The organism is Pseudomonas sp. FeS53a (assembly GCF_000931385.1).
Taxonomy (GTDB): Bacteria; Pseudomonadota; Gammaproteobacteria; order Pseudomonadales; family Pseudomonadaceae; genus Metapseudomonas; species Metapseudomonas otitidis.
In genome coordinates this window covers 39,808-66,375 of record NZ_JYFT01000035.1, presented here as the reverse complement: position 1 = coordinate 66,375, position 26,568 = coordinate 39,808, and the positions used below count along the sequence as shown (strand labels likewise).

The following is a 26,568-nucleotide window of genomic DNA, read 5'->3' as shown; positions in this document are numbered from 1 at the left end:
CCATGGGCAAATCGCTGGTCATCGTGGAATCCCCGGCCAAGGCCAAGACCATCAACAAGTACCTGGGCAACCAGTACGTGGTGAAGTCGAGCATCGGCCACATCCGTGACCTGCCCACCAGCGGTTCGGCAAGTGCCACCAAGGAGCCGGTCAAGCGCGGCAAGGCTGCAGCAGCCGAAGCGCCGGCCCTCTCGCCGAAGGAGAAAGCCAAGCGCCAGCTTTTCGCGCGCATGGGGGTTGACCCCGAGCACGGCTGGAAGGCCAAGTACGAGATCCTGCCCGGCAAGGAAAAGGTGATCGACGAACTGCGCCGCCTGGCCAAGGATGCCGACACCATCTACCTCGCAACCGACTTGGACCGCGAAGGGGAAGCCATTGCCTGGCACCTGCGGGAATCCATCGGTGGTGACGACAGCCGCTACAAGCGCGTGGTGTTCAACGAGATCACCAAGAAGGCCATCCAGGAGGCCTTCTCCCAGCCCGGCGAGCTGGACATCAACCGCGTCAACGCCCAGCAGGCGCGTCGCTTCCTCGACCGCGTGGTGGGCTACATGGTCTCGCCGCTGCTGTGGCAGAAGATCGCCCGTGGCCTGTCCGCCGGTCGCGTGCAGTCGGTGGCCGTGAAGCTGGTGGTGGAGCGCGAGCGCGAGATCCGCGCCTTCGTCCCCGAGGAATACTGGGAGGTCCATGCCGACCTGGGCACCGCCAAGGGCGCCAATGTGCGCTTCGAGGTGGCCAAGGAGAACGGCGCGGCCTTCAAGCCGCTGAACGAAGCTCAGGCCATGGCCGCGCTGGAGAAGCTCAAGGCCTCCAGCTACAGCGTGCAGAAGCGCGAGGACAAGCCCACTTCCAGCCGTCCCTCCGCGCCGTTCATCACCTCCACCCTGCAGCAGGCCGCGAGCAACCGCCTGGGCTTCGGGGTGAAGAAGACCATGATGATGGCTCAGCGTCTCTACGAGGCGGGCTACATCACCTACATGCGTACCGACTCGACCAACCTCTCTGCCGACGCCATCACCATGGTGCGTGGCTTCATCGAGGGCGAGTTCGGTGAAAAGTACCTGCCGGCCAAGCCGAACTTCTATTCGAGCAAGGAAGGCGCCCAGGAGGCGCACGAAGCCATCCGCCCGTCCGACGTCAACCTCAAGCCGACCCAGCTGTCCGGCATGGAGCGGGATGCCGAGCGCCTGTACGACCTGATCTGGCGCCAGTTCGTGGCCTGCCAGATGCCGCCCGCCGAGTACCTGTCCACCAGCGTCAGCGTGGCAGCGGGCAACTTCGAGCTGCGTGCCAAGGGCCGCATCCTCAAGTTCGACGGCTATACCCGTGTGCTGCCGCAGCAGAGCAAGCCGGGCGAGGACGACGTACTGCCCGACATGAAGGAAGGCGAGGCACTCAAGCTGATCAAGCTCGACCCCAGCCAGCACTTCACCAAGCCGCCGGCACGCTTCTCCGAGGCCAGCCTGGTCAAAGAGCTGGAAAAGCGTGGCATTGGCCGTCCGTCCACCTACGCGGCGATCATCTCCACCATCCAGGAGCGTGGCTACGTGACGGTGCATAACCGTCGCTTCTACTCCGAGAAAATGGGCGACATCGTCACCGAGCGCCTCAACGAAAGCTTCGCCAACCTGATGGACTACGGCTTCACCGCCGGTATGGAAGAGAACCTGGACGACGTCGCCCAGGGCGAGCGCGACTGGAAGAACCTGCTGGACGAGTTCTACGGTGATTTCCGCAAGAAGCTGGAGCTGGCCGAAGGCAGCGACAGTGGCATGCGTGCCAACCAGCCGACTCTGACCGACATTCAGTGCCGTGAGTGCGGCCGCCCGATGATGATCCGTACGGCCTCCACGGGCGTCTTCCTGGGATGCTCGGGCTATGCGCTGCCGCCGAAGGAGCGCTGCAAGGCCACCATCAATCTCGTGCCGGGCGACGAGATCGCCGCGGATGACGAGGGTGAGTCCGAATCCCGTGTGCTGCGTGGCAAGCACCGCTGCCCGATCTGCTCCACGGCGATGGATGCCTACTTGCTGGACGAAAGCCGCAAGCTGCACATCTGCGGTAACAACCCGGATTGTGCGGGCTACGAGATCGAGCAGGGCCAGTACCGCATCAAGGGCTACGAAGGCCCGAGCCTTGAGTGCGACAAGTGCGGCAGCGAGATGCAGCTGAAGACCGGCCGTTTCGGCAAGTTCTTCGGGTGTACCAATTCCAGCTGCAAGAACACCCGCAAGCTGCTCAAGAACGGCGAGGCCGCGCCGCCGAAGATCGACCCGATCAAGATGCCGGAGCTCAAGTGCGAGAAGGTGGACGACACCTATGTGCTGCGTGATGGTGCCTCGGGTCTCTTCCTGGCTGCCAGCCAGTTCCCGAAGAATCGCGAGACCCGTGCGCCGCTGGTGCTGGAGCTGATTCCGCACAAGGATGAGCTGGATCCCAAGTATCACTTCCTGCTCAGTGCACCGGTAAAAGATCCGGATGGCCGCCCGGCTGTCATCCGTTTCAGCCGCAAGACCAAGGAGCAGTACGTGCAGTCGGAGGTGGATGGCAAGCCGACCGGCTGGCGTGCATTCTTCGACGGCGGCAAGTGGAAGGTCGAAGACAAGCGTTGAGTCCCGCTGCGCGCATGGCTCCCATGCGCGCATACTGGCAAGGCCGGACCACAGGTCCGGCCTTCTTCGTTTCGGCCCTGTGCCGATTGAATATCCGGAGTCCGTGCCATGGTCCATGAGCCCTACACCCGCACCAACCAGAAACTCTTTTTCGCCGGGCTTTGCCTTGAGAACTGGCGTAAGGCGGAAGACGGGCGTGCGATGAATGCGCAAGCCCAGGTCCAGGCGGAGCGGGAGGCTGCGCTTTTCCACCTTCACGGTGCCTTGCTGGGGCTATGCCACGAGATCACCCATTACTACCGCATGCCTAACCCGGGGGCTCCGGATGTGGCGGCAATCCTGAGTTCAGAGGTGCTGTCTGCCTCGCCGAGCCCGGAGCTGGCCGAGTTGGTGGAGCTGTTCCAGCAGCCCGAGAGCTGGCTGGGCTCTCTCGAGCGGGCCTATCAGGCGCTCTTCTTACCGCCTCAGGCACCCGCCAAGGCCAAGGTGGACCCGACGCTTCCCTTGATCGAGGCGGTTGTACTGGATGAGGAGGAAGCCCCCCTGTCCCGTGAGGAGTTGGAGTCCTGGCGTCAGCAGCTGAAGGCGCTGGTGCTTCGTTATCGGGAAAGTCTCTCGGAGTGCTGAGTGACGGAAGGGGTAGGGCGCCAAGCCGAGCGGCTGTTACAATGCGCGGTCTTTAGTGGAGAGATGAAGCGATGACAACGTCCTTCCTGGAAATAGTCGAATTGCCCGACGGGCGCATTATTCTGCGCCGTGCAGAGGACGAGGAAGCGCTGGTGACGCTGGACTTCTCCGCTGATGCCAAGGCATTCCTCCAGGGGCATCACCTGGAAGTGGCCAAGGCCATGCTCAACGTGGGTGTGCAGATGGCCGGCCGACTCGCCGAAGGCGAGATGGACCATGATGACCAGCCCCGCGTCTTGCACTGATCAACGAATAGTCTCCTCGCCGATCATTGCCATTTGATTAAGCAGGGCCCTGACTATCCGAGATGGATGTTCAGGCTCTGTGCATTGCCTTCCCGTGCGGCCCTGATGAGGGCGTCCTTGTCCCGAGCGCTGAGTGAAAGCCAGCTCACGACAGTGTGGCTGCGCCCCAGTCGGAGGGCTTCGCATGCCAATTCCAGAGCGTCCTTGCCGCCTCGGGGTTCGAGCAGGAGGATGCGCTCACGGTTGAGTCCCGCATCCCGCAGCCAGGCCTGATTAAGGGTGGCGGGTGCTCCGATGAGGGTGAGCCAGCGGGCGTCCTGTTCTTCGCTCAGCTCCCTCAGCATCGGGGCCAGCAGGTGGCGGCAATGGAGTGGGCTGCCCCGTAATGAGAGTTCGCTGAAGGCCTCGCTTTCCGCTTCCAGGGGAGCCTCGGGCTCCAGCAGGTCGTGAAGGGGTGTTGCGACGATGGCGTCGTGGAAGAGGGGCAGTTGGATGCGGCCGATCGGTTGCGAGAACTGCATGACGCCTCCTGTTAGCGGCGAATGACGCCGACGCTCAAGCCTTCGATCACCAGTTCCTGCTCGTGCAGGTCGACTTCGATCGGAGAGAATTCGGGGTTTTCGGCGATCAGCCAGACCTTGTCGCCTTCGCGTTTGAAGCGCTTGACCGTCACTTCGTCGCCCAGTCGTGCTACCACCACCTGGCCGTTGCGGGCTTCGCGAGTGGAGTGGACGGCCAGGAGGTCGCCATCGAAGATTCCGATGTCCTTCATGCTCATGCCGCGCACGCGCAGCAAATAGTCGGCCTTGGGGTGGAAGAAGTCGGGGTTGATGCGGCAGGATTCCTCGATGTTCTGCTGGGCAAGGATAGGTGCACCTGCAGCGACTCGACCGATCACGGGCAGTCCACCTTCCTCGGCTGCCGGCTCGAATCCGGGGATGCGAATGCCGCGGGAAGCCCCCGGAGTCATCTCGATGGCGCCCTTGCGTGCCAGGGCCTTGAGGTGTTCCTCAGCGGCGTTGGGCGACTTGAAGCCGAGCTCCTGGGCAATTTCCGCCCGGGTCGGCGGATAACCGTTGTCTTCCAGGCAGCGCTTGATGAACGCGAGGATCTCGGCTTGGCGGGGCGTCAGTTTCAGCATGTCGGGCTCTGTCTTTTTATACAGTGACTGGTGTTTTATACAGTGCCTCGAGTGGGCCTACAAGTATTTTCTGAAGACCCGGCCTGCCATTCGGCGGTGTGCCGGATGAGGTTTCGCCCCGGCTGCGTAAGATGTCCTCCGGCGTGACCCATGCGTCAGAAGGTGGTGAGTGCGACTTGACAAAGGCAGGCTCTGAAACGTATGTTTCAAACAAGTGTTTGTCAGGTGGGGGAACCATGGCTCAGTCGGAAACCGTCGAACGCATCCTCGATGCAGCGGAACAGTTGTTCGCGGAGAAAGGCTTCGCCGAAACCTCCTTGCGCCTGATCACCAGCAAGGCCGGGGTCAACCTGGCGGCGGTGAATTACCACTTCGGTTCGAAGAAGGCCCTGATCCAGGCGGTCTTCTCGCGCTTCCTCGGGCCGTTCTGCCAGAGCCTGGAACGTGAGCTCGACAAACGCCAGGGCAAGTCTGAAACGCCGCCCTCTCTGGAGGAGCTGCTGGTGATGCTCGTGGAGCAGGCGTTGGCGGTAAAGCCTCGCAGTGGCAACGACCTTTCCATATTCATGCGCTTGCTCGGGCTCGCCTTCAGTCAGAGCCAGGGTCACCTGCGCAAGTACCTCGAAGAGGTGTATGGCAAGGTGTTCCGTCGCTACATGCTGCTGGTCAACGAGGCGGCGCCCCGGTTGCCGCCTCTTGAGATCTTCTGGCGTGTCCACTTCATGCTGGGGGCTGCTGCGTTCAGCATGTCCGGCATCAAGGCGCTGCGGGCCATGGCCGAGACCGATTTCGGTGTGAATACCTCCATCGAACAGGTCATGCGCCTGATGGTCCCGTTCCTCGCGGCAGGCATGCGCGCAGAAACGGGCCTGGCCGACGAGGCCCTGTCCAAGGCCGTGCTGAAGCCCAGGGCAAAGCCCGCTCCTGCAGCCGGCAAGGCCTGACGCCGGTGGGCGAGGGCGGCGGGATCAGCTAAGCTAGCCGCCCATGTCCGACCTTGATCTACTCCATATCTCCATTGCTGATCAGCGCCTCTACGGCTTCGCTGCTGGACGCCTGCTGGTCAGTTATCCCGTGTCGACCGCCCTCAATGGCCCCGGTGAACTCAGTGGTTCCAACTGCACACCCCGTGGTCTCCACGAAGTGCGGGCCAGGATTGGTGCCGATCTTCCGTTGAATGCCGTTTTGCGCGGGCGTCGCTGGACCGGCGAGGTCTGGTCCGAGGCGCTGCACGAACAGTTCCCCGGGCGTGACTGGATCCTCTCTCGCATCCTCTGGCTGAGTGGACGGGAGCCCGGCTTCAACCGCCTGGGCAAGGTCGACAGCATGCGCCGCTACATCTATATCCACGGCACGCCGGATACCGAGCCCATGGGCGTCCCGCGCTCCCACGGCTGCGTGCGCATGCGCAACGCCGACCTGCTGGAACTCTTTCCCCGCGTATCCGTCCACTGTGCGGTGCGCATCGATGAAGCGCCCAAGCCCGAGTGGGCGGCGCCCAACCCCTGACAAGGAACCCCATGCAAGGCTCCCTGATGCTGGACATCGGCGGCACTTGGCTGACTGCCGAAGACCGCCACATCCTGCGCCAGCCCGAAGTGGCCGGCCTGATCCTGTTCGCCCGCAATATCGAGGACCCGCGCCAGGTACGTGACCTGTGTGCCGCGATTCGCGCCGTACGCCCCGACCTCATCCTCGCCGTCGACCAGGAAGGCGGACGGGTGCAGCGCCTGCGTCGCGGCTTCGTGCGCCTGCCGGCGATGCGCGCCCTGGCCGATACGCCCAACGCCGAGGCCCTGGCCGAGCAATGCGGTTGGCTGATGGCGACCGAAGTGCTGGCCGCCGGCCTGGACCTCAGCTTCGCCCCGGTGCTGGACCTGGATCACCAGCGCAGCGCCGTGGTGGGCAGCCGTGCCTTCGAGGGCGATCCTCAGCGCGCCACTGACCTGGCCGGTGCCTTCATCAAGGGCCTGCGAGTTGCTGGCATGGCGGCCACCGGCAAGCACTTCCCCGGTCACGGCTGGGCGGAAGCCGACTCCCACGTCGCCATCCCCACGGATGAGCGCAGCCTGGAGCAGATTCGTGCGGCCGACCTCGTGCCCTTCACCCGCCTGGCGTCCGAGCTGGACGGCATGATGCCCGCCCACGTCATCTACCCCCAGGTCGATGCCCAGCCCGCCGGTTTCTCGCGTCGCTGGCTGCAGGACATCCTGCGCGGTGAGCTGAAGTTCACCGGAGTGATTTTCAGCGACGACCTCTCCATGGCCGGTGCCCATGTGGTGGGTGACGCCGCCGAGCGCATCGAGGCCGCGCTGAACGCAGGCTGCGACATGGGCCTGGTATGCAACGACCGCGCTGCCGCCGAACTGGCCCTGTCGCGTCTGCAACGCCTGGGCGTGACCCCATCCCCGCAACTGGCCCGCATGCGCCGTCGTGCCTTCCCGGGCACCGAATACCGTCAAGACCCGCGCTGGCAGGCCGCTGTGGGTGCCCTGCGCGAAGCCCAGCTGATCGACTGAAGGAAGCGACATGACCGTTTACGCGATTATCGGTGGTACCGGCCTGACCCAACTGGACGGCCTCAGCATGAAGGCCCTGCTCAACCCCGAGACGCCCTACGGCGCACCGTCCGCAGGGATCGTGCAGGGCGAGTACGCCGGTCGTGAGGTGCTCTTCCTCGCCCGTCACGGCCACCCGCACCGCATTCCGCCGCACCAGGTCAACTACCGCGCCAACCTCTGGGCGCTGAAGCACGCCGGGGCCGAGGCGGTCATCGCCGTCAACGCCGTTGGCGGCATCACCGCCGGGATGGGCACCGGGCAACTGGTGGTGCCGCATCAGGTGATCGACTACACCCAGGGGCGCATCGGCACCTTCTTCGAGGGCGAACTGGACCACGTCACCCACATCGACTTCAGCCACCCCTACGACGAACCGCTGCGGCAGAAGCTGCTCGATGCCCTGCGTCGCGCCGGCCACGCCCACAGCGATTACGGCGTCTATGGTTGCACCCAGGGCCCGCGGCTGGAGACGGTCGCCGAGATTGCCCGCATGGAGCGCGATGGCTGCGACATCGTCGGCATGACCGGCATGCCCGAGGCCGCCCTCGCGCGCGAGCTGAACCTGCCCTATGCCGCCCTCTCCCTGGTGGTCAATCCGGCAGCCGGCAAGTCCACCAACATCATCACCATGGCCGAGATCGAGGCCGCTCTCGCGGCGGGTATCGGCAAGGTGCGCGAAACCCTGTCCATCCTGCTGAAGGCGTGACCGATACCTGGCCCGGGCGGTAGCCCGGGTCAGGCGTGGGGGAGGGGCGCGAACAGCGCGTCGATGTCTTCCTCGCGCAGGTGCCAGTCGCTGCCGGCCGGCGCGCTCAGCACGCTTTGCGCCAGGTCGGCCTTGCGCTGCTGCAGCTGCTGGATCTTCTCTTCCACCGTGCCCCGGGCGATCAGCTTGTAGACGAACACCGGCTTGTCCTGGCCGATGCGGTAGGCGCGGTCGGTGGCCTGGCGTTCGGCTGCCGGATTCCACCAGGGGTCGAAGTGGATCACCGTGTCGGCCTGGGTCAGGTTCAGCCCGGTGCCACCGGCCTTGAGGCTGATGAGGAACAGCGGCACCTCGCCGGCCTGGAAGCGCTCCACCGGCGTGCGCCGGTCGCGGGTCTCGCCGGTCAGCAGCAGGTAGTCGATCTGGCGCGTCTGCAATTCGCCCTCGATCAGTTCCAGCATGCTGGTGAACTGGGAGAACAGCAGCACTCGCCGGCCTTCCATGAACAGCTCCTCGAGCATCTCCATCAGGCTGTCCAGCTTGCCCGAGGTGCTGCCGCGTACCTCACGCTCGGGTTCCACAAGGCGCAGGTCGCAGCAGGTCTGGCGCAGCTTGAGCAGGGCTTCGAGGATCACCATCTGGCTGCGGGCCATGCCCTTGTGCTCGATTTCCGAACGCACCTTCTGGTCCATCGCCAGGCGCACGGTCTCGTAGAGGTCGCGCTGGGCCTCGCTCAGTTCCACCCAGTGGATCATCTCGGTCTTGGCCGGCAGCTCGGTGGCCACCGACTCCTTGGTGCGCCGCAGCATGAAGGGGCGGATGCGGCCGTTCAGGTGGGCCAGGCGTTCGTTGTCGGCGTGCTTCTCGATGGGGGTGCGGTAGTCGCGGGCGAACTGCTTGGCATCGCCCAGCCAGCCGGGCATCAGGAAGTGGAACAGCGACCACAGTTCGCCCAGGTGGTTTTCCAGCGGCGTGCCCGACAGGCACAGGCGCTGGCGGGCCTGCAGCTGGCGCACGGCCTGGGCGGCCTTGCTGGTGGCGGTCTTGATGTTCTGCGCCTCGTCCAGCACCAGCAGGTGCAGCGGCTGCTCCTTCCATTGCGGCAGGTCGCGGGGCAGCAGGGCGTAGGTGGTGAGTAGCAGGTCGTGGTCGGCCAGGTGCTCGAAGTCCTTGTGCCGGTTGGGGCCATGCAGCGCCAGGACCTTCAGGTCCGGGGCGAAGCGCGCGGCCTCGTCCTGCCAGTTCGGCACCAGGCTGGTGGGCATCACCACCAGGGCGGGACGGTCCAGCCGGCCGGCCTCCTTCTCGGTGAGGATGTGCGCCAGGGTCTGCAGGGTCTTGCCCAGGCCCATGTCGTCGCCCAGCACGCCACCGGCGTCCAGCTCGCGCAGGGTCTGCAGCCAGGCCAGGCCCTGGAGCTGGTAGGCGCGTAGCTCGGCCTTCAGTCCCTTGGGCGTGGGGTGGCTGCCGTGACGGCTGTCCCGCAGGCGTTCGGCGAAGGTGCGCAGGCGCTCGCCGCCTCGCCAGGCCAGGCCGAGGGACTCCAGTTGGTCGAGCCGTGCAGCGTCCGGCAGTCCGAGCCGCAGGCTGCGGCCCTCGCCGCGATCCCGCAGGAACAGCTCGCCCAGCGTGCCGAGCAGGGGCTTGAGGCGGCCGTAGGGGAGGGCGACCTGCAGGGGCCGCCCGGTCTCGCTGCTCAGCGTGTCGAGCTGGAGGCGCAACTGGTCGTCGTCCTTGCGTCGCTGCAGGACCTTGGCGCTGAGCAGCTTGGGGTTGTCCCGGATCAGCTTGAGCAACACCGGCAGCAGGCTGATGCGTTGCCCTTCCACGAGGATGCCCAGCTCCAGGTCGAACCACTGCTGGCCCGGTTGCTCGTCCACCTCGGCATACCAGCCATCCACCGGGGTGAGGTCGAAGTGGAAGCCGGGGCGGATCTCGATCAGCCAGCCTTCGTCGCGCAACTGCGGCAGCTGCAGCTGGACGAAGCGCTGCCAGGCCTCGTCGTCGGGCAGCTCGAATAGTTCCAGAAGATCCCCCGGCAGGGCCTGGCTCTGCCGCAGGGATTCCTTGAAGCCCAGTTGCCGCAGGCGCTCGCGCAGCGTTTCCTCGGCCTGGGGATTGCGCTGCATGGCCACCAGCTCGCCATCCTGCCGACGCCTGACCGGGTTGGCGCGGGTGTTCTTGCCGTGGACCAGCGCCCCTGCATAGTCGAAGGCCAGCCCGGCGCGGTGCTGCTGGTTGCCCACCATGCGGCCGCTGCGCAGGTCATAGAGGCTCTGGGCCAGGCTGCCCAGGGCCAAGTGCGGACGTGGCGGGATGTCTTTCAGCAGCCGGGGTGCGCGCGCCGGTGCCGGGGTGACGGGTTCCGGCCGTGCGGCCGGCGGGCCGTCGGACAGCAGCTGGAGGATGGCGGCGACGCAGTGCTTGCAGTTCAGGCCGACCGGGCAGGTGCAACGACCGATCACCCCGAGCCCATGGGGCGCGAGGCGGATCGTCTGCAGGTAGGGCGTCTCGGCGGAGCCTGCGCAGCTGGCCAGCAGCTGCGTCTCGTCCATGGCCCGCAGGCGCGCTTTCCGCTGTTGGGCGTAGCGGGCGCCGCGGTCGAGCGCGCCCTGGTCGAAGTCCTGGCGCCAGTCCTCCTGGCGCAGGTGTTCGAGCAGGGTGGGCATGGGTCAGAGCGGGTTGACGCGGATCAGGATGCCCAGGCTGGAGTGGTCGAGGTAGGTCAGCTCGCCGCTCTTCAGGCGGGTGCCCTGCTTGATGCGCTCACTGCCGCTGAGCAGGCCGCTGGCGTCGAAGCGGTTGACCCAGAAGTCGACGGACACGTCGGTGAAGCGACCCTGGCTCAGCTCCACGGTGCCTTCTACCGGGAAGTGGCCGAGCTGGCCGTCGCCGGTGGTGACCGCCACCTTGCTCGGGGTGGCGCCAATGCTCTGGGACCAGGCCTTGTGCAGCAGCACCTGGTAGCCGGCGCCCGGGTTGAGGCGGGCGGCTTCGTTGTTCAGGTTGGTGGCGCGCTCGCCGACGCTGGACAGGGTCTGGCTGCCGTTGGCCCAGTCATCCGGGGCGTTCTGGGTGGCCGGGACCGGCTCGCCGGCCTGGCGGAAGAGGATCATCTCCACCTGGTAGAGCCCGTCGGCGAAGGCGCTGGGGGCCACCAGGGCGAGCAGCAGGGTGATGAAACGGAACGCACGCATGGATCAGTCCTTTAAGCGGATTGCGGAACGAGGCGCTCGAACAGCGCCTCCAGTGTGTTGAAGCGTTCTTCCGGTCGCTCCATCGGGACCAGAAAGCGGAACTGGGTGGCGCCTTCGAACTTGTAGCGCTTGGGCTGGCCCTGGATCAGCTTGATCAGCACCAGCGGGTCGACGCAGGTGTCGGCGGCGAATTCTATCCGACCACCTTGGGGGCCGGCGTCGACTTTCTTGATGCCGAGCTTCTCCGCCTGCAGCTTGAGCAGGGTGAGGCGTACCAGGTTCTTGGTGGGCTCGGGGAGCAGGCCGAAGCGGTCGATCATTTCCACCTGCAGCTCCTTCAGGCCGTCCTCGTCGGCGGCCGAGGCGATGCGCTTGTAGAGGATCAGCCGTGCGTGCACGTCGGGCAGGTAGTCCTCGGGAATCAGTGCCGGCACCCGCAGGTTGATTTCCGGCCCGCCGCCCAGGGGCTGCTCCAGGTTGGGTTGCTCGCCCTTCTGGATGGATTTGACCGCGCGTTCGAGCATTTCCATGTAGAGGGTGAAGCCCACGGCCTGGATCTGCCCGCTCTGGCCCTCGCCCAGCAGTTCGCCGGCGCCGCGGATCTCCAGGTCATGGGTGGCCAGCACGAAGCCGGCCCCCAGGTCCTGGGCGTTGGCGATGGCTTCCAGGCGTTTCTGGGCGTCCTCTGTCATCTGCTTGCGCGGTGGCGTCAGCAGGTAGGCGTAGGCCTGGTGGTGGCTGCGGCCGACTCGGCCGCGCAGCTGGTGCAACTGGGCCAGGCCGAACTTGTCGGCGCGCTCGATGATGATGGTGTTGGCGCTGGGCACGTCGATGCCGGTCTCGATGATGGTGGAGGCCACCAGCACGTTGAAGCGCTTGTGGTAGAAGTCGCTCATCACCTGTTCGAGCTCGCGCTCGTGCATCTGCCCGTGGCCGATGCCGATACGGGCCTCAGGCACCAGTTCGGCGAGGTCGGCGGCGCACTTCTCGATGGTCTTGACCTCGTTGTGCAGGTAGTAGACCTGCCCGCCCCGCAGCAGCTCGCGCAGCAGGGCCTCCTTGATCACCGTGTTCTGCTGCTCCATCACGAAGGTGCGCACCGACAGGCGGCGCGCCGGCGGGGTGGCGATGATCGACAGGTCGCGCATGCCGGCCACGGCCATGTTCAGGGTGCGCGGGATCGGCGTGGCGGTGAGGGTGAGGATGTCCACCTCGCTGCGCAGGGCCTTGAGCTGCTCCTTCTGGCGCACGCCGAAGCGGTGTTCCTCGTCGATGATCACCAGGCCCAGCTGCTTGAAGCGGATGTCGCCCTGCAGCAGGCGGTGGGTGCCGATGACGATGTCCACCTTGCCTTCGGCCAGCTCGTTGGCGGCGCCTTCCACTTCCTTGGCGGTCTTGAAGCGGCTCATCACCTCCACGCGCACCGGCCAGTCGGCGAAGCGGTCGCGGAAGCTGTTGTAGTGCTGCTGGGCGAGGAGGGTGGTGGGCACCAGCACCGCCACCTGCTTGCCGCTGTGCACGGCGACGAAGGCCGCGCGCATGGCCACTTCGGTCTTGCCGAAGCCGACGTCGCCGCAGACCAGGCGGTCCATCGGCTTGGGCGCCAGCATGTCGGCGACCACGGCCTCGATGGCGGCCTGTTGGTCCGGGGTTTCCTCGAAGGGGAAGCCGGCGGAGAAGGTGGCGTAGTCGGCCAGCGGGTCCTTGAAGGCATAGCCTTTTCGCGCGGCGCGGCGGGCGTAGATGTCCAGCAGCTCGGCGGCGACGTCGCGCACCTGTTCGGCGGCCTTGCGCTTGGCCTTCTGCCAGGTTTCCGAGCCCAGGCGGTGCAGCGGTGCCAGGGCGTCATCGGTGCCGGTGTAGCGGGCGATCAGGTGCAGGCTGGCGACCGGCACGTAGAGCTTGGCTTCCTCGGCGTACTGCAGGGCGAGGAATTCGGCGGCCTGGCCTTCGATCTCCAGGGTGATCAGGCCGAGGTAGCGGCCCACGCCGTGGTCGATGTGCACCACCGGCGCGCCTTCGCGCAGCTCGGCGAGGTTCTTGATGACGTTGTCGCCACCGTCGCTGCGGCGTTCGCGGCGACGGCGCTGCATGACGCGCTGGCCGAACAGCGGGCTTTCGGCGACCAGCGCCAGGGCCGGCTCGTCCAGCAGCAGGCCCTCGTCCAGCGGGGCGATGGTGATGGCCAGGCGCTCGCTGCTGGCGACGAACTCCGGCCAGCCGGCGACTTCCTGCGGGCGCAGCTTGAGCCGGGCGAGCAGTTCCAGCAGCACTTCGCGGCGGCCGGCCGATTCGGCGCTGAACAGCACGCGGCCGGGAAACTCCTCCAGGAAGCGGCGCAGGGCCGCCAGCGGCTCGCTGGCCTTGCCTTCGATGGCGAGGTCGGGCAGGGCGCGGGTGGGGAAGCGCTCGCGGCCCACGCCGGGCGCCAGGTCGCTGGGGTCGGCCACCACGCGGGGTGAGGCCTTCAGCCGGGCGAAGCAGTCCTCCACCGGCAGGAACAGTTCGGCCGGCGGCACCAGCGGGCGCTCGGGGTCGACGCGGCGCTCTTCATAGCGGCTGCGCACGTCGCTCCAGAACTGCTCGGCGGCCTGTTCGATGCCGGGCAGGGAGAACACCTGGGTGTTGCCGGGCAGGTAGTCGAAGAGCGTCTCGGTCTCCTCGAAGAACAGCGGCAGGTAGTACTCGATGCCGGCCGGGGTGATGCCGCTGGCCAGGTCCTGGTAGATCGGGCAGCGGCGGAAGTCGACGTCGAAGCGCTCGCGGAAGCGGCCGCGGAAGTCGGTGACCGCCTTCTTGTCCAGCGGGAACTCGCGGGCCGGCAGCAGACGGATCGACTCCACCTTGTCCACCGAGCGCTGGGTTTCCGGGTCGAAGGTGCGCAGGGTCTCGATCTCGTCATCGAACAGGTCGATGCGGTAGGGCAGGTCGCTGCCCATGGGGAACAGGTCGATCAGCGCGCCGCGCACGGCGAACTCGCCGTGCTCGTAGACCGTTTCCACGCAGCGGTAGCCGGCCCCTTCCAGGCGCAGGCGCATCTGCTCCACGTCCAGCTTCTGGCCCACGTCCAGCACCAGGCTCGAGCCCAGCAGGAAACGCCGGGGCGGCAGGCGGTGCAGGGCGGTGGTGATCGGCACCACCAGCACGCCGTGGTCCAGTTCCGGCAGGCGATAGAGGCTGGCCACCCGCTGGGAAATGATGTCCTGGTGGGGGGAGAACAGGTCGTAGGGCAGCGTTTCCCAGTCCGGGAAGTGCAGCACCGGCAGGTCCGGGGCGAAGAAGCCCAGCTCCTGCTCCAGGCGTTCGGCGCTCTGGCTGTCGGCGGTCAGCAACAGGGTGAAGCGTCGGGCAGCGCTCGCCGCTTCGGCGATGGCCAGGCCGAGGGCCGCACCGTTGAGGTTGCCCCACTGCTGCTTGCCGCTGGCGGTGGGGAGGGTCGGGAGACGCAGGACGGAGGCGGGCAAAAGGGGGCTCCGGTCGGAATTCGAACCGGGCGATTGTAACTATCCCGACCGTTGGATGTCAGTCTTGCGACGGCTGCAGATTGCCGGCGCTTGCGCGCGTCGTCATAATGTAGCCCCTTTTTTCATCCCCTACATGTGGAAGGTACTGCCCGTGACTCAGAAGCCCGACCAGTGTCTCGGTGAATGGATCGATCGTGAAGCCCTCGCGGAAGCGATGATTCCGCTGATCGGCCAGCTCTATCGCAACAACAACGTGGTCACCTCGATCTATGGTCGCGGCCTGATCAACCGTTCCGTGATCGACATCCTCAAAGCCCACCGTTTCGCCCGCCACCGCCAGGCCGACGAAGCCGAGCTGTCGGTCCACGACACCTTCCCGATCCTGAAGGCCATGAGCGAGCTCAAGCTGGGCGCCGCTTCCGTCGACCTGGGCAAGATGGTCGCCAAGTTCAAGGCCGAGGGTGCCGGTCGCAGCCTCGAGCAGTTCACCAAGGACGAGCTGGCCGAGCTGGTCGGCAAGCAGAACGGCGCTGCCCGTGAAGGCACCGACGTCGTCCTCTACGGCTTCGGCCGCATCGGCCGCCTGCTGGCGCGCATCCTCATCGAGAAGACCGGTGGCGGCGACGGCCTGCGCCTGCGCGCCATCGTCGTCCGCAAGGGCGCCGAGAACGACCTGGTCAAACGCGCCAGCCTGCTGCGTCGCGACTCCGTGCACGGTCCGTTCGACGGCACCATCGTCATCGACGAGGAGAACAACACCCTCACCGCCAACGGCAACCTGATCCAGGTGATCTACTCCAACGATCCCGCCTCGGTCGACTACACCGCCTACGGCATCAAGAACGCCCTGCTGGTGGACAACACCGGCAAATGGCGTGACGCCGAGGGCCTGAGCCAGCACCTGAAGTGCCCGGGCATCGACCGCGTGGTCCTCACCGCTCCCGGCAAGGGCGCGCTGAAGAACATCGTCCACGGCATCAACCACGGCGAAATCACCGCCGACGACAAGATCATCTCCGCTGCCTCCTGCACCACCAACGCCATCGTGCCGGTGCTCAAGGCCGTGAATGACAAGTTCGGCATCGCCAACGGTCACGTCGAGACCGTTCACTCGTACACCAACGACCAGAACCTGATCGACAACTTCCACAAGGGCAGCCGCCGTGGCCGCAGCGCCGCGCTGAACATGGTGATCACCGAGACCGGTGCCGCCACCGCAGCCGCCAAGGCCCTGCCGGTGCTGAAAGGCAAGCTGACCGGCAACGCCATCCGCGTGCCGACCCCGAACGTCTCCATGGCCATCCTCAACCTGAACCTGGAGAAGGCCACCACCCGCGACGAGATCAACGAGTACCTGCGCCAGATGGCCATGCACTCCGACCTGCACAAGCAGATCGACTACGTCTCCTCCCAGGAAGTGGTTTCCACCGACTTCGTCGGCTCCCGCCATGCTGGCGTGGTGGATGCCGAAGCCACCATCTGCAACGACAACCGTGTCGTCCTCTATGTCTGGTACGACAACGAGTTCGGCTACAGCTGCCAGGTGGTCCGCGTGATGGAAGACATGGCTGGGGTCAACCCGCCGGCCTTCCCGCGCTAAGTCGCTGGTCCGTGAAAACGGGAGCTCTCGGGCTCCCGTTTTTCATTTTTCCGGCTGTAATCGCTAGACCCCTCCCTTCTTTTCGGAACTCCTGATGGACGGACAACAGCAGCACGCCGGCTCGCTCAAGCGCGGGCTGGAAAACCGCCATATCCAGTTGATCGCCCTGGGTGGCGCCATCGGCACCGGCCTGTTCCTCGGCTCCGCCGGGGTGCTCAAGTCCGCCGGGCCGTCGATGATCCTCGGCTACGCCATCGCCGGCTTCATCGCCTTCCTGATCATGCGCCAACTGGGCGAGATGATCGTCGAGGAGCCCGTGGCGGGCTCCTTCAGCCACTTCGCCCACAAGTACTGGGGCGGCTACGCGGGCTTCCTGGCCGGCTGGAACTACTGGGTACTCTACGTCCTGGTGGGCATGGCCGAGCTGACCGCCGTGGGCAAGTACATCCAGTTCTGGTGGCCCGACGTGCCCACCTGGGTGACGGCAGCGGTGTTCTTCGTGCTGATCAACTTGATCAACCTGGCCAACGTGCGGGTCTTTGGGGAGACGGAGTTCTGGTTCGCCCTGATCAAGGTGGTAGCGATCATCGGCATGATCATCCTCGGCCTCTACCTGCTGGTCTCCGGCACCGGCGGCGAGCAGGCCGCGGTGAGCAACCTCTGGAGCCACGGCGGGTTCTTCCCCAATGGCCTGGAAGGGCTGGTGATGGTCCTGGCGATCATCATGTTCTCCTTCGGGGGCCTGGAGCTGGTGGGCATCACCGCTGCCGAGGCCAGCGAGCCGAAGAAGGTGATCCCCAAGGCGATCAACCAGGTCATCTACCGCATCCTGATCTTCTACATTGGCGCCCTCAGCGTGCTGCTGATGCTATATCCCTGGGACAAGCTGCTGGAAACCCTGAACGCCGCCGGCGACCCCTACAGCGGCAGCCCCTTCGTGCAGATCTTCTCGCTGATCGGCAGTGACACCGCCGCCCACCTGCTGAACTTCGTGGTGCTGACCGCCGCGCTGTCGGTCTACAACAGTGGCGTGTACTGCAACAGCCGCATGCTCTACGGCCTGGCCGAGCAGGGCGATGCGCCGAAGGCGCTGCTCAAGGTCAACCGCCGTGGCGTGCCGGTGCTGGCCATCGGCGTGTCCGCGCTGATCACCCTGCTCTGCGTATTGGTGAACTACCTGGCGCCCAAGCAGGCGCTGGAACTGCTGATGGCGCTGGTGGTGGCGGCCCTGGTGATCAACTGGGCGATGATCAGCCTGTCTCACCTGATGTTCCGCAAGTCGCTGCAGCGCCAGGGCATCGAGCCGTTCTTCAAGTCGCTCTGGTACCCCTTCAGCAACTACCTGTGCCTGGCCTTCGTGGCGCTCATCCTGGGCGTGATGCTGCTGATCCCGGGCATCAACGTGTCGGTCTACGCCATTCCGTTCTGGCTCGCATTTATTGCGATTTGTTACTGGGTCAGGCGCTCCACCGGGGCGCGCCGGTAAAACCTGAAACGGGGGCCTCGGCCCCCGTTTTTCATGGCGTGGCGGGCGGTGACCATTCGTCCGCACGCTGACTTCCAGTTGCCCGAGTCGCTCTAACAGTCGGAAATTTCAGGACTTTCAGTGGCCGCTTGGGAAGTCGCCTCTTTATAATGCGCGGTTTTCGTCCCGAGGCTCTGCCGCGTGCCGGCATATGTGCCGGTGCCTGCCTGGCGTTTGGCGGCTACTGTTCGACACCGGGACGAAACCCTTCTCAAGGTTCAGGCGAGAGACATGACAAGAATCAGACGGGGGTTGGACCTGCCCATCGCAGGCCAGCCTGAGCAGCGCATCGAGGCTGCACGCGCCGTGCGTAGCGTGGCCGTGATCGGCTTCGACTACCACGGCATGAAGCCCACCATGCAGGTGCAGGTCGGGGACCGGGTGAAGCTGGGCCAGGCCCTGTTCGCCGACAAGAAGAACCCCGGCGTGCTCTTCACCGCACCGGCGGCGGGCGTGGTCTCGGCCATCCACCGCGGCGAGCAGCGTGTGCTGCAGTCGGTGGTGATCGATGTGGACGGCGACGACGAAGTCGTCTTCGACACCTGCCCGGACAACGCCCTGGATTCCCTTGATCCCCAGGCCGTGCGGGACAACCTGCAGCGTTCGGGCCTCTGGGCCGCACTGCGCACGCGCCCGTTCAGCCGGGTGCCGGCCGTCGATGCCGTACCCAGTTCGATCTTCGTGACCGCCCTCGATACTCACCCGCTGGCCGCCGACCCGCAGCCGATCATCGCTGCCCACGCCGCCGACTTCGAACGCGGCCTCAAGGTGCTGGCGCGCCTGGGCCGGGTGTTCCTGTGCAAGGCCGACGGGGCCAGCCTGCCGGGTGAGCAGTTGGCCGGCGTGCGCGCCGAGGCCTTCTCCGGTCCGCATCCGGCGGGTCTTCCGGGCACCCACATCCACTTCCTCGACCCGGTCAGCGCCACCAAGAGCGTCTGGCACATCGGCTACCAGGACGTGATCGCCATCGGCAAGCTGTTCGCCACCGGCCGCCTGTGGGTCGAGCGTGTCGTGTCCCTGGCCGGCCCGGTGGTGGAGAAGCCGCGCCTGCTGGCCACCCGCCTGGGGGCGAGCCTCGACGAACTGACCGCCGGCGAGCTCAAGCCCGGCGTCAACCGCGTGGTGTCCGGCTCCCTGCTGGGCGGGCGCACCTCCCGTGGCGCCTGCGCCTACCTGGGGCGCTACCACCTGCAGGTTTCCTGCCTCGCCGAAGGCAATGACCGCGAGCTGCTGCACTACCTGCGCGCCGGGGTGAACAAGCATTCGGTGCTGAACATCTTCGTGTCCAAGCTGATGGCGGCCCGCCGGTTCGCCTTCAGCACCAGCACCAACGGCAGCCCGCGCGCCATGGTGCCGGTGGGCAACTACGAGGCGGTGATGCCGCTGGACATCCTGCCCACCCAGTTGCTGCGCTACCTCATCGTCGGCGACACCGAGATGGCCCAGAAGCTGGGCTGCCTGGAGCTGGACGAGGAAGACCTGGCGCTGTGCAGCTACGTCTGCGCCGGCAAGTACGAATACGGCCCCATCCTGCGGGACAACCTCAACCGCATCGAGAAGGAGGGCTGACATGGGCCTGCGCAAATTCCTCGACCGGATCGAGCACAACTTCGAACAGGGTGGCCGCTTCGAGAAGTGGTACGCCCTGTACGAAGCGATCGACACCTTCTTCTACCGGCCGGCCAACGTCACCCGGACCACGGCCCACGTGCGCGATGGCATCGACCTCAAGCGCATGATGATCACCGTGTGGCTCTGCACCTTCCCGGCGATGTTCTTCGGCATGTGGAACGTCGGCTACCAGGCCAACCTGGTGTTCGCCCAGAGCCCGGACCTGCTGGCCGCCCAGGACGGCTGGCGCTTCGCGCTGATCGGCAGCCTGGCGGGTTTCGACCCCAACAGCCTGTGGGACAACGTCATCCAGGGCGCCGCCTGGTTCCTGCCCATCTACGCCGTGACCTTCATCGTCGGCGGCTTCTGGGAAGTGCTGTTCGCCGCCATCCGCCGCCATGAAGTGAACGAAGGCTTCTTCGTCACCTCCGTGCTCTTCGCCCTCACCCTGCCGCCGAGCATCCCGCTGTGGCAGGTGGCCCTGGGCATCAGCTTCGGCGTGGTGCTGGGCAAGGAAGTGTTCGGCGGCACCGGCAAGAACTTCCTCAACCCCGCCCTGGTGGGCCGTGCCTTCCTGTTCTTCGCCTACCCGGCGCAGATTTCCGGTGACGCCGTGTGGACGGCGGTGGACGGCTTCGCCGGCGCCACCTCCCTGAGCCTGGGCGCTGCCGGTGGCGTGGAGAACATCGTCGGTCACGGCATCACCTGGATGGACGCCTTCCTCGGCACCATCCACGGCTCCATTGGCGAGACCAGCACCCTGGCCATCTTCATCGGCGGCGGCGTGCTGCTGCTGACCCGCATCGCCGCCTGGCGCATCGTCGCCGGCGTGATGCTGGGCATGATCGCCACCAGCACGCTGTTCAACGCCATCGGTTCCGACACCAACCCGATGTTCGCCATGCCCTGGTACTGGCACCTGGTTCTCGGCGGCTTCGCCTTCGGCATGATGTTCATGGCCACCGACCCGGTGTCCGCCTCCATGACCAACACCGGCAAGTGGCTGTTCGGCGCGCTGATCGGCCTGATGGTGGTGCTGATCCGCGTGGTCAACCCCGCCTTCCCGGAAGGCATGATGCTGGCGATCCTCTTCGCCAACCTCTGTGCACCGCTGATCGACCACTTCGTCGTCCAGGCCAACATCAAGCGGAGGCTGGCACGCCATGGCTAACCAGAAGGAATCCACGATCCGCACCCTGCTGGTGGCCCTGGTGGTCTGCCTGGTGTGCTCCATCTTCGTCGCCGGCGGGGCAGTAGCCCTCAAGCCGGTGCAGGTGGAGAACCGCGAGCTGGACAAGCAGCGCAGCATCCTCTCCATCGCCGGCCTCGGCCAGCCGGGCATGTCCGCCAGCGAAGTGAAGGCGCTCTATGCCGAGCGCATCACCGCCAAGGTGGTGGACCTCTCCAGCGGCGAGTACAGCGACGCCATCCAGGCCGCCGGCTTCGACCCGCTGAAGGCCGCCAAGGACCCGAAGCTCTCCGACGCCCTGCCGGGTGACCAGGATATCGCCTCCATCAAGCGCCGCGAGCGCTTCACCACCGTCTACCTGGTGGAGAAGGACGGCAAGCTGGACACCCTGATCCTGCCGGTGCGCGGCTACGGCCTGTGGTCGACCCTGTACGGCTTCCTCGCCCTCAAGGGCGACCTCAATACCGTGGTCGGCCTGGGCTTCTACCAGCATGGCGAGACGCCCGGCCTCGGCGGCGAGGTGGACAACCCGAAATGGAAGGCGCTGTGGAACGGCAAGAGCCTGTTCGATGAGCAGGGCCAGCTGGCCATCCAGATCATCAAGGGCAGTGTCGAGCCCGGCTCGCCCAACGCCAGCCACCAGGTCGACGGCCTGGCCGGCGCCACGCTGACCAGCAAGGGCGTCAACAACCTGCTGCATTTCTGGCTCGGCAAGAACGGCTTCGGCCCCTTCCTGGCCAAGCTGAACAACGGGGAGGCATGAACATGGCGCAACCCACGATCCGCTCGGTCCTGCTGGACCCGATCCTGCACAACAACCCCATCGGCCTGCAGATCCTCGGCATCTGCTCGGCCCTGGCGGTCACCTCCAACCTGAAGACCGCGCTGGTGATGTCCATCGCCCTGACGCTGGTGACCGGCTTCTCCAACCTGTTCATCTCGATGATCCGCAGCCAGATCCCCAGCTCGATCCGCATGATCGTGCAGATGGTGATCATCGCCTCGCTGGTCATCGTGGTCGACCAGGTGCTCAAGGCCTATGCCTTCAGCCTGTCCAAGCAGCTCTCGGTATTCGTCGGCCTGATCATCACCAACTGCATCGTGATGGGCCGCGCCGAAGCCTTCGCCATGGCCAATCCGCCCGTGCTGTCGTTCTTCGACGGCATCGGCAACGGCCTGGGCTACAGCGCCATGCTCATCGTCCTCGGCGTGATCCGCGAGCTGTTCGGCTCCGGCAAGCTGCTGGGCTACGAGATCCTCCCGGTGATCAACGACGGCGGCTGGTACCAGCCCAACGGCCTGTTGCTGCTGCCGCCCTCGGCCTTCTTCCTCATCGGCCTGATCATCTGGGCCCTGCGCAGCTGGAAGACCGAGCAGAAGGAAGCGCCGTCCTTCAAGATCGCGCCCCAGGTATCCAACAAGGAGGCCTACTGATGGAGCACTACATCAGCCTGTTCGTGAAGGCGGTGTTCGTCGAGAACATGGCCCTGGCCTTCTTTCTCGGCATGTGCACCTTCATCGCCATTTCCAAGAAGGTGGAAACCGCCATCGGCCTCGGCATCGCCGTGATCGTGGTGCAGGCCATCACCGTGCCGGCCAACAACCTGCTCTACACCCTCCTGCTCAAGGACGGCGCACTGGCCTGGGCCGGCCTGCCGGACGTGGACCTGTCGTTCCTCGGCCTGCTCAGCTACATCGGGGTGATCGCCGCCATCGTGCAGATCCTCGAGATGCTGCTCGACAAGTACGTGCCCTCGCTCTACAACGCCCTCGGCGTGTTCCTGCCGCTGATCACGGTGAACTGCGCCATCATGGCCGGCTCGCTGTTCATGGTGGAGCGCGACTACAACCTGGGTGAGAGCGTGGTCTACGGCGTCGGTTCCGGCTTCTCCTGGGCCCTGGCCATCGCGCTGCTCGCCGGCATCCGCGAGAAGCTCAAGTACAGCGATGTACCCGAGGGCCTGCAGGGCCTGGGCATCACCTTCATCACCATCGGCCTGATGTCGCTGGGCTTCATGTCCTTTTCGGGCGTCCAGCTGTAAGGAGACGACATGCCGAGTTTCGAAATCTTCCTCGCCATTGGCATGTTCACCGCCATCGTCCTCGCGCTGGTGGTGATCATCCTCGCCGCCCGCGCCAAGCTGGTGTCCAGCGGCGACGTGAACATCGTGATCAACCGCGAGCGCACCATCACCGTCCCGGCCGGCGGCAAGCTGCTGCAGACCCTGGCAGCGCAGAACATCTTCCTCTCCTCGGCCTGCGGTGGCGGCGGTACCTGCGCCCAGTGCAAGTGCGTGGTGGAGAGCGGTGGCGGCGAGATGCTGCCCACCGAGGAGTCCCACTTCACCCGCCGCCAAGCGAAGGAAGGCTGGCGCCTGTCCTGCCAGACACCGGTGAAGCAGGACATGCACATCGAGGTGCCCGAAGAGGTCTTCGGGGTGAAGAAGTGGGAATGCACGGTGGAGTCCAACCCCAACGTCGCCACCTTCATCAAGGAGCTGACCCTGCGCCTGCCGGAAGGGGAGAGCGTCGACTTCCGCGCCGGTGGCTACGTCCAGCTGGAGTGCCCGCCCCACGAGGTGCACTACAAGGACTTCGACATCCAGCCCGAGTACCGGGCCGACTGGGACAAGTTCAACCTCTGGAAGTACGTCTCCAGGGTCGACGAGACCGTCATCCGCGCCTACTCCATGGCCAACTACCCGGACGAGAAGGGCATCGTGAAGTTCAACATCCGCGTGGCCTCGCCGCCGCCGGGCAAGGACGAGATCCCGCCGGGCAAGATGTCCTCCTGGGTGTTCAACCTCAAGCCGGGCGACAAGGTCACCGTATACGGCCCCTTCGGCGAGTTCTTCGCCAAGGAGACCCAGGCCGAGATGGTCTTCATCGGTGGCGGCGCGGGCATGGCGCCCATGCGCTCGCACATCTTCGACCAGCTCAAGCGCCTGGATTCCCAGCGCAAGATCAGCTTCTGGTACGGCGCGCGCTCCCTGCGTGAAGCCTTCTACACCGAGGAGTACGACCAGCTGGCTGCCGAGAACCCGAACTTCCAGTGGCACCTGGCGCTGTCCGACCCGCAGCCCGAGGACAATTGGACCGGCTATACCGGCTTCATCCACAACGTGCTGTTCGAGAACTACCTCAAGGACCACCCGGCCCCCGAGGACTGCGAGTTCTACATGTGCGGCCCGCCGATGATGAACGCCGCCGTGATCAAGATGCTGCTGGACCTGGGCGTCGAGCGCGAGAACATCCTGCTGGACGACTTCGGTGGTTAGACCCTTCGCCCTGCTGCTTTCGGCCAGCGTTCTCTTGGCCGGATGCGGCGACTCCCTGGAGCAGTTCGGCGGCCCGACCATGGGCAGCAGCTACTCGGTGAAGTACGTGCGCAACGCGTCCGGGCCCTCCGTGGAGCAGGCGCGGGGCGAAGTGGAGGGCATCCTCGCCGAGATCGACCGGCAGATGTCCACCTACCGTGCCGACTCCGACGTGGCGCGTTTCAACGCCCTGCCGGCGGGCAGCTGCATGGCCCTGCCGGCGCCCATGCTGGAGCTGGTGGCCTTTGGCGACAGCCTGTCCGCACAGAGCGACGGCGCCTTCGACATGACCCTGGAGCCGCTGCTCAACCTCTGGGGCTTCGGCCCGCAGTCGCGCGGGGACCAGGTGCCCAGCGCCGAGGCCATCGCCGCGGCCCGGGCCGATGTCGGCCACCAGCACCTCAAGCGCCAGGGCGACCAACTGTGCAAGGACGCCGCCGTTCAGCTGGACTTCAACGCCATCGCCGCCGGCTATGCCGTGGATCGCGTCAGCGCGCGGCTGGGCGAGCTGGGGGTGACCAGTTCCTTGGTGGAAATCACCGGGGAGATGAAGGCCGTCGGCCACAAGCCCGACGGCAGCCCCTGGCGCGTGGCCATCGAGGCACCGCGCGACGACCGCCAGGTGGCGCAGAAAATTGTTGCATTGCAGGACATGGGCATTTCCACCTCAGGCGACTATCGCAACTACTTCGAACGGGGTGGACAGCGGTATTCTCACACCCTCGATCCCACCAGCGGCGCACCCATCACCCATCACCTGGCAGCGGTCACGGTCATCGACCCGTCGGCCCTGCGTGCCGATGGACTGTCTACGCTGTTGATGGTGCTCGGCCCCGAGGTCGGCCTGGCGTTTGCCGACCGCCACGACATCGCGGCGTTCTTCGTCACCCGTGAAGGCACGGGCTTCGCCACCCGCGGCAGCCGCCGCTTCGAGCAACTGTTCCCCACGGAGGCGCACTGAACATGACCTGGCTACTGGTCTTCCTGATCATGCTGCTGGTGGTGCTGGGCATGGCCATCGGCGTGATCATGGGGCGCAAGCCCATCGCCGGTTCCTGCGGCGGCATCGCCAACCTGGGAATCGAGAAGGAATGCTCGATCTGTGGCGGCAATCGCGAAAAGTGCGAAGAGGTGAATCGCGCTGGCGATGTAGTGGACGCGGAACTCGCCTACGACGCGACCAAGCGCTAATGTGCAGCGCCATGCAGTGTGACTAAGCTGCGCGCCGAATTCGAATTGCCACGGCCGCTGGTGCCGTGGCCCTGCCGGGGGCGCTGACGATCCCCGGTCCGTGTATGAGGAGTAAGCATGGCTGTCTACAACTACGACATCGTGGTGCTGGGTTCCGGCCCGGCGGGTGAGGGTGCGGCAATGAACGCCGCCAAGGCGGGCCGCAAGGTCGCCGTGGTGGACAGCCGCCGCGAAGTCGGCGGCAACTGCACCCACCTGGGCACCATCCCTTCCAAGGCCCTGCGTCACTCCGTCCGACAGATCATGCAGTTCAACACCAACCCGATGTTCCGCCAGATCGGCGAGCCGCGTTGGTTCTCCTTCCCCGACGTGCTCAAGAGCGCCGAGAAGGTCATCGCCAAGCAGGTGGCCTCGCGCACCGGCTACTACGCCCGCAACCGCATCGACACCTTCTTCGGCACCGGCAGCTTCCATGACGAGCAGACCATCGAAGTGGTGTGCCTGAACGGCGTGGTGGAGCGCCTGGTGGCCAAGCAGATCATCGTCGCCACCGGTTCGCGCCCCTACCGCCCGGCCGACGTCGACTTCACCCACCCGCGCATCTACGACAGCGACACCATCCTCAGCCTGACCCACACCCCGCGCCGGATCATCATCTACGGAGCCGGGGTGATCGGCAGCGAATACGCCTCCATCTTCAGTGGCCTGGGCGTACTGGTGGACCTGATCGACAACCGCGACCAGCTGCTCAGCTTCCTCGACGACGAGATCTCCGACGCCCTCAGCTACCACCTGCGCAACAACAATGTGCTCATCCGCCACAACGAGGAGTACGAGCGCATCGAAGGGGTGGACAACGGCGTGGTCCTGCACCTGAAGTCGGGCAAGAAGATCAAGGCCGACTGCCTGCTGTGGTGCAACGGCCGTACCGGCAACACCGACCGCCTGGGCCTGGAGAACATCGGCATCAAGGTCAACAGCCGTGGCCAGATCAGCGTCGACGAGCACTACCGCACCGAAGTCAGCAACGTCTACGCTGCCGGTGACGTGATCGGCTGGCCGAGCCTGGCCAGTGCCGCCGCCGACCAGGGCCGCTCCGCTGCCGGCAGCGCCGTGGAGAACGACAGCTGGCGCTTCGTCGACGACGTGCCCACCGGCATCTACACCATCCCCGAGATCAGCTCCATCGGTAAGAACGAGAAGGAACTGACCCAGGCCAAGATCCCCTACGAAGTCGGCAAGGCCTTCTTCAAGGGCATGGCCCGCGCGCAGATCGCCGTGGAGCCGGTGGGCATGCTGAAGATCCTGTTCCACCGCGAGACCCTGGAAGTGCTCGGCGTGCACTGCTTCGGCTACCAGGCCTCGGAGATCGTCCACATCGGCCAGGCGATCATGAACCAGAAGGGTGAGGCGAATACCATCAAGTACTTCATCAACACCACCTTCAACTACCCGACCATGGCGGAAGCCTATCGGGTGGCGGCGTTCGACGGCCTCAACCGGCTTTTTTGAGCGGCACCGG

General features: G+C 65.7%; 23 protein-coding genes. 18 read left to right on the top strand and 5 right to left on the bottom strand.

Annotated features, from left to right (window positions below; all coding sequences use genetic code 11):
* Window positions 1–2: 2 nt before the first annotated feature.
* From topA to SZ55_RS10010, 3 genes are all read left to right on the top strand, one after another.
* The gene (gene topA / locus SZ55_RS10020; protein ID WP_044405059.1) at window positions 3–2,612 is read left to right on the top strand and encodes a type I DNA topoisomerase; all 2,610 of its coding nucleotides are present in this window, start codon (window positions 3–5) and stop codon (window positions 2,610–2,612) included.
* A gap of 108 nt (window positions 2,613–2,720) precedes the next feature.
* Entirely contained in the window at window positions 2,721–3,239 is a 519-nt protein-coding gene (locus SZ55_RS10015; RefSeq protein WP_044405056.1) for a DUF6586 family protein, read from the top strand.
* A gap of 71 nt (window positions 3,240–3,310) precedes the next feature.
* Window positions 3,311–3,544: a hypothetical protein gene (locus tag SZ55_RS10010; RefSeq protein WP_044405053.1), complete on the top strand. Its 234-nt coding sequence runs from the start codon at window positions 3,311–3,313 to the stop codon at window positions 3,542–3,544.
* Between the two features lie 53 nt (window positions 3,545–3,597).
* Here the strand turns inward: SZ55_RS10010 and sulA are convergent, their stop codons facing one another.
* Together sulA and lexA are read right to left on the bottom strand one after the other, a co-directional pair.
* Window positions 3,598–4,065 (bottom strand): SOS-induced cell division inhibitor SulA, encoded by a 468-nt coding sequence (sulA, locus tag SZ55_RS10005; protein ID WP_044405049.1) that lies wholly within the window; start codon window positions 4,063–4,065, stop codon window positions 3,598–3,600.
* A gap of 11 nt (window positions 4,066–4,076) precedes the next feature.
* Complete coding sequence (gene lexA / locus SZ55_RS10000) at window positions 4,077–4,685, bottom strand: transcriptional repressor LexA (protein ID WP_044405045.1); 609 nt, start codon at window positions 4,683–4,685, stop codon at window positions 4,077–4,079.
* Between the two features lie 236 nt (window positions 4,686–4,921).
* Between lexA and SZ55_RS09995 the strand changes: the two genes are divergently transcribed.
* From SZ55_RS09995 to SZ55_RS09980, 4 genes are read left to right on the top strand one after another with little or no spacing between them, the layout of a single operon-like run.
* Window positions 4,922–5,629, top strand: coding sequence for a TetR/AcrR family transcriptional regulator (locus SZ55_RS09995; protein WP_044405042.1), 708 nt, complete (start codon window positions 4,922–4,924; stop codon window positions 5,627–5,629).
* Between the two features lie 43 nt (window positions 5,630–5,672).
* Window positions 5,673–6,194, top strand: a complete 522-nt coding sequence (locus SZ55_RS09990; RefSeq protein ID WP_044405040.1) for a L,D-transpeptidase — start codon at window positions 5,673–5,675, stop codon at window positions 6,192–6,194.
* A gap of 11 nt (window positions 6,195–6,205) precedes the next feature.
* Window positions 6,206–7,204, top strand: a complete 999-nt coding sequence (gene nagZ, locus SZ55_RS09985; protein WP_044405037.1) for a beta-N-acetylhexosaminidase — start codon at window positions 6,206–6,208, stop codon at window positions 7,202–7,204.
* A 10-nt stretch (window positions 7,205–7,214) separates the two neighbouring features.
* Window positions 7,215–7,952, top strand: coding sequence for an S-methyl-5'-thioinosine phosphorylase (locus SZ55_RS09980; protein WP_044405034.1), 738 nt, complete (start codon window positions 7,215–7,217; stop codon window positions 7,950–7,952).
* A 29-nt stretch (window positions 7,953–7,981) separates the two neighbouring features.
* Here the strand turns inward: SZ55_RS09980 and SZ55_RS09975 are convergent, their stop codons facing one another.
* The 3 genes from SZ55_RS09975 to mfd form a co-directional block, all read right to left on the bottom strand.
* Window positions 7,982–10,507: a DEAD/DEAH box helicase gene (locus tag SZ55_RS09975; RefSeq protein WP_409563815.1), complete on the bottom strand. Its 2,526-nt coding sequence runs from the start codon at window positions 10,505–10,507 to the stop codon at window positions 7,982–7,984.
* Between the two features lie 117 nt (window positions 10,508–10,624).
* On the bottom strand, window positions 10,625–11,149 hold the full coding sequence (locus SZ55_RS09970) for a CsiV family protein (RefSeq protein WP_044405028.1): 525 nt from the start codon (window positions 11,147–11,149) through the stop codon (window positions 10,625–10,627).
* A gap of 11 nt (window positions 11,150–11,160) precedes the next feature.
* The gene (gene mfd / locus SZ55_RS09965) at window positions 11,161–14,613 is read right to left on the bottom strand and encodes a transcription-repair coupling factor (protein ID WP_044405026.1); all 3,453 of its coding nucleotides are present in this window, start codon (window positions 14,611–14,613) and stop codon (window positions 11,161–11,163) included.
* Window positions 14,614–14,746: 133 nt separating this feature from the next.
* Here mfd and SZ55_RS09960 point away from each other — a divergent pair, with 133 nt between their 5' ends.
* The 11 genes from SZ55_RS09960 to sthA all read left to right on the top strand — a co-directional run bounded on the left by SZ55_RS09960 (window position 14,747) and on the right by sthA (window position 26,558).
* Complete coding sequence (locus SZ55_RS09960; RefSeq protein WP_074968622.1) at window positions 14,747–16,213, top strand: glyceraldehyde-3-phosphate dehydrogenase; 1,467 nt, start codon at window positions 14,747–14,749, stop codon at window positions 16,211–16,213.
* Window positions 16,214–16,307: 94 nt separating this feature from the next.
* Entirely contained in the window at window positions 16,308–17,699 is a 1,392-nt protein-coding gene (locus SZ55_RS09955) for an amino acid permease (RefSeq protein ID WP_044405023.1), read from the top strand.
* A gap of 270 nt (window positions 17,700–17,969) precedes the next feature.
* Window positions 17,970–19,307 carry a Na(+)-translocating NADH-quinone reductase subunit A gene (locus SZ55_RS09950; RefSeq protein WP_044405020.1) on the top strand — a complete coding sequence of 446 codons (1,338 nt, stop codon included), beginning with the start codon at window positions 17,970–17,972 and terminating at the stop codon, window positions 19,305–19,307.
* A gap of 1 nt (window position 19,308) precedes the next feature.
* Complete coding sequence (locus SZ55_RS09945) at window positions 19,309–20,520, top strand: NADH:ubiquinone reductase (Na(+)-transporting) subunit B (RefSeq protein WP_044405017.1); 1,212 nt, start codon at window positions 19,309–19,311, stop codon at window positions 20,518–20,520.
* Window positions 20,513–21,301 (top strand): Na(+)-translocating NADH-quinone reductase subunit C, encoded by a 789-nt coding sequence (locus tag SZ55_RS09940; RefSeq protein ID WP_044405014.1) that lies wholly within the window; start codon window positions 20,513–20,515, stop codon window positions 21,299–21,301. The genes SZ55_RS09945 and SZ55_RS09940 overlap by 8 nt, the downstream gene beginning before the upstream one ends.
* A complete protein-coding gene (locus SZ55_RS09935) occupies window positions 21,298–21,972 on the top strand; it encodes an NADH:ubiquinone reductase (Na(+)-transporting) subunit D (RefSeq protein ID WP_172433032.1) in 675 nt (224 codons plus the stop codon). Before SZ55_RS09940 ends, SZ55_RS09935 begins: the two co-directional genes overlap by 4 nt.
* Window positions 21,972–22,580, top strand: coding sequence for an NADH:ubiquinone reductase (Na(+)-transporting) subunit E (gene nqrE, locus SZ55_RS09930; RefSeq protein WP_021219522.1), 609 nt, complete (start codon window positions 21,972–21,974; stop codon window positions 22,578–22,580). Before SZ55_RS09935 ends, nqrE begins: the two co-directional genes overlap by 1 nt.
* A 9-nt stretch (window positions 22,581–22,589) precedes the next feature.
* Window positions 22,590–23,816, top strand: coding sequence for an NADH:ubiquinone reductase (Na(+)-transporting) subunit F (gene nqrF / locus SZ55_RS09925; RefSeq protein ID WP_044404983.1), 1,227 nt, complete (start codon window positions 22,590–22,592; stop codon window positions 23,814–23,816).
* The gene (locus SZ55_RS09920) at window positions 23,809–24,816 is read left to right on the top strand and encodes an FAD:protein FMN transferase (protein ID WP_082078199.1); all 1,008 of its coding nucleotides are present in this window, start codon (window positions 23,809–23,811) and stop codon (window positions 24,814–24,816) included. Before nqrF ends, SZ55_RS09920 begins: the two co-directional genes overlap by 8 nt.
* Before the next feature lie 2 nt (window positions 24,817–24,818).
* The gene (gene nqrM, locus SZ55_RS09915; RefSeq protein ID WP_044404977.1) at window positions 24,819–25,046 is read left to right on the top strand and encodes a (Na+)-NQR maturation NqrM; all 228 of its coding nucleotides are present in this window, start codon (window positions 24,819–24,821) and stop codon (window positions 25,044–25,046) included.
* Between the two features lie 117 nt (window positions 25,047–25,163).
* Complete coding sequence (sthA, locus tag SZ55_RS09910; protein ID WP_044404974.1) at window positions 25,164–26,558, top strand: Si-specific NAD(P)(+) transhydrogenase; 1,395 nt, start codon at window positions 25,164–25,166, stop codon at window positions 26,556–26,558.
* The last annotated feature ends 10 nt before the right edge of the window (window positions 26,559–26,568 follow it).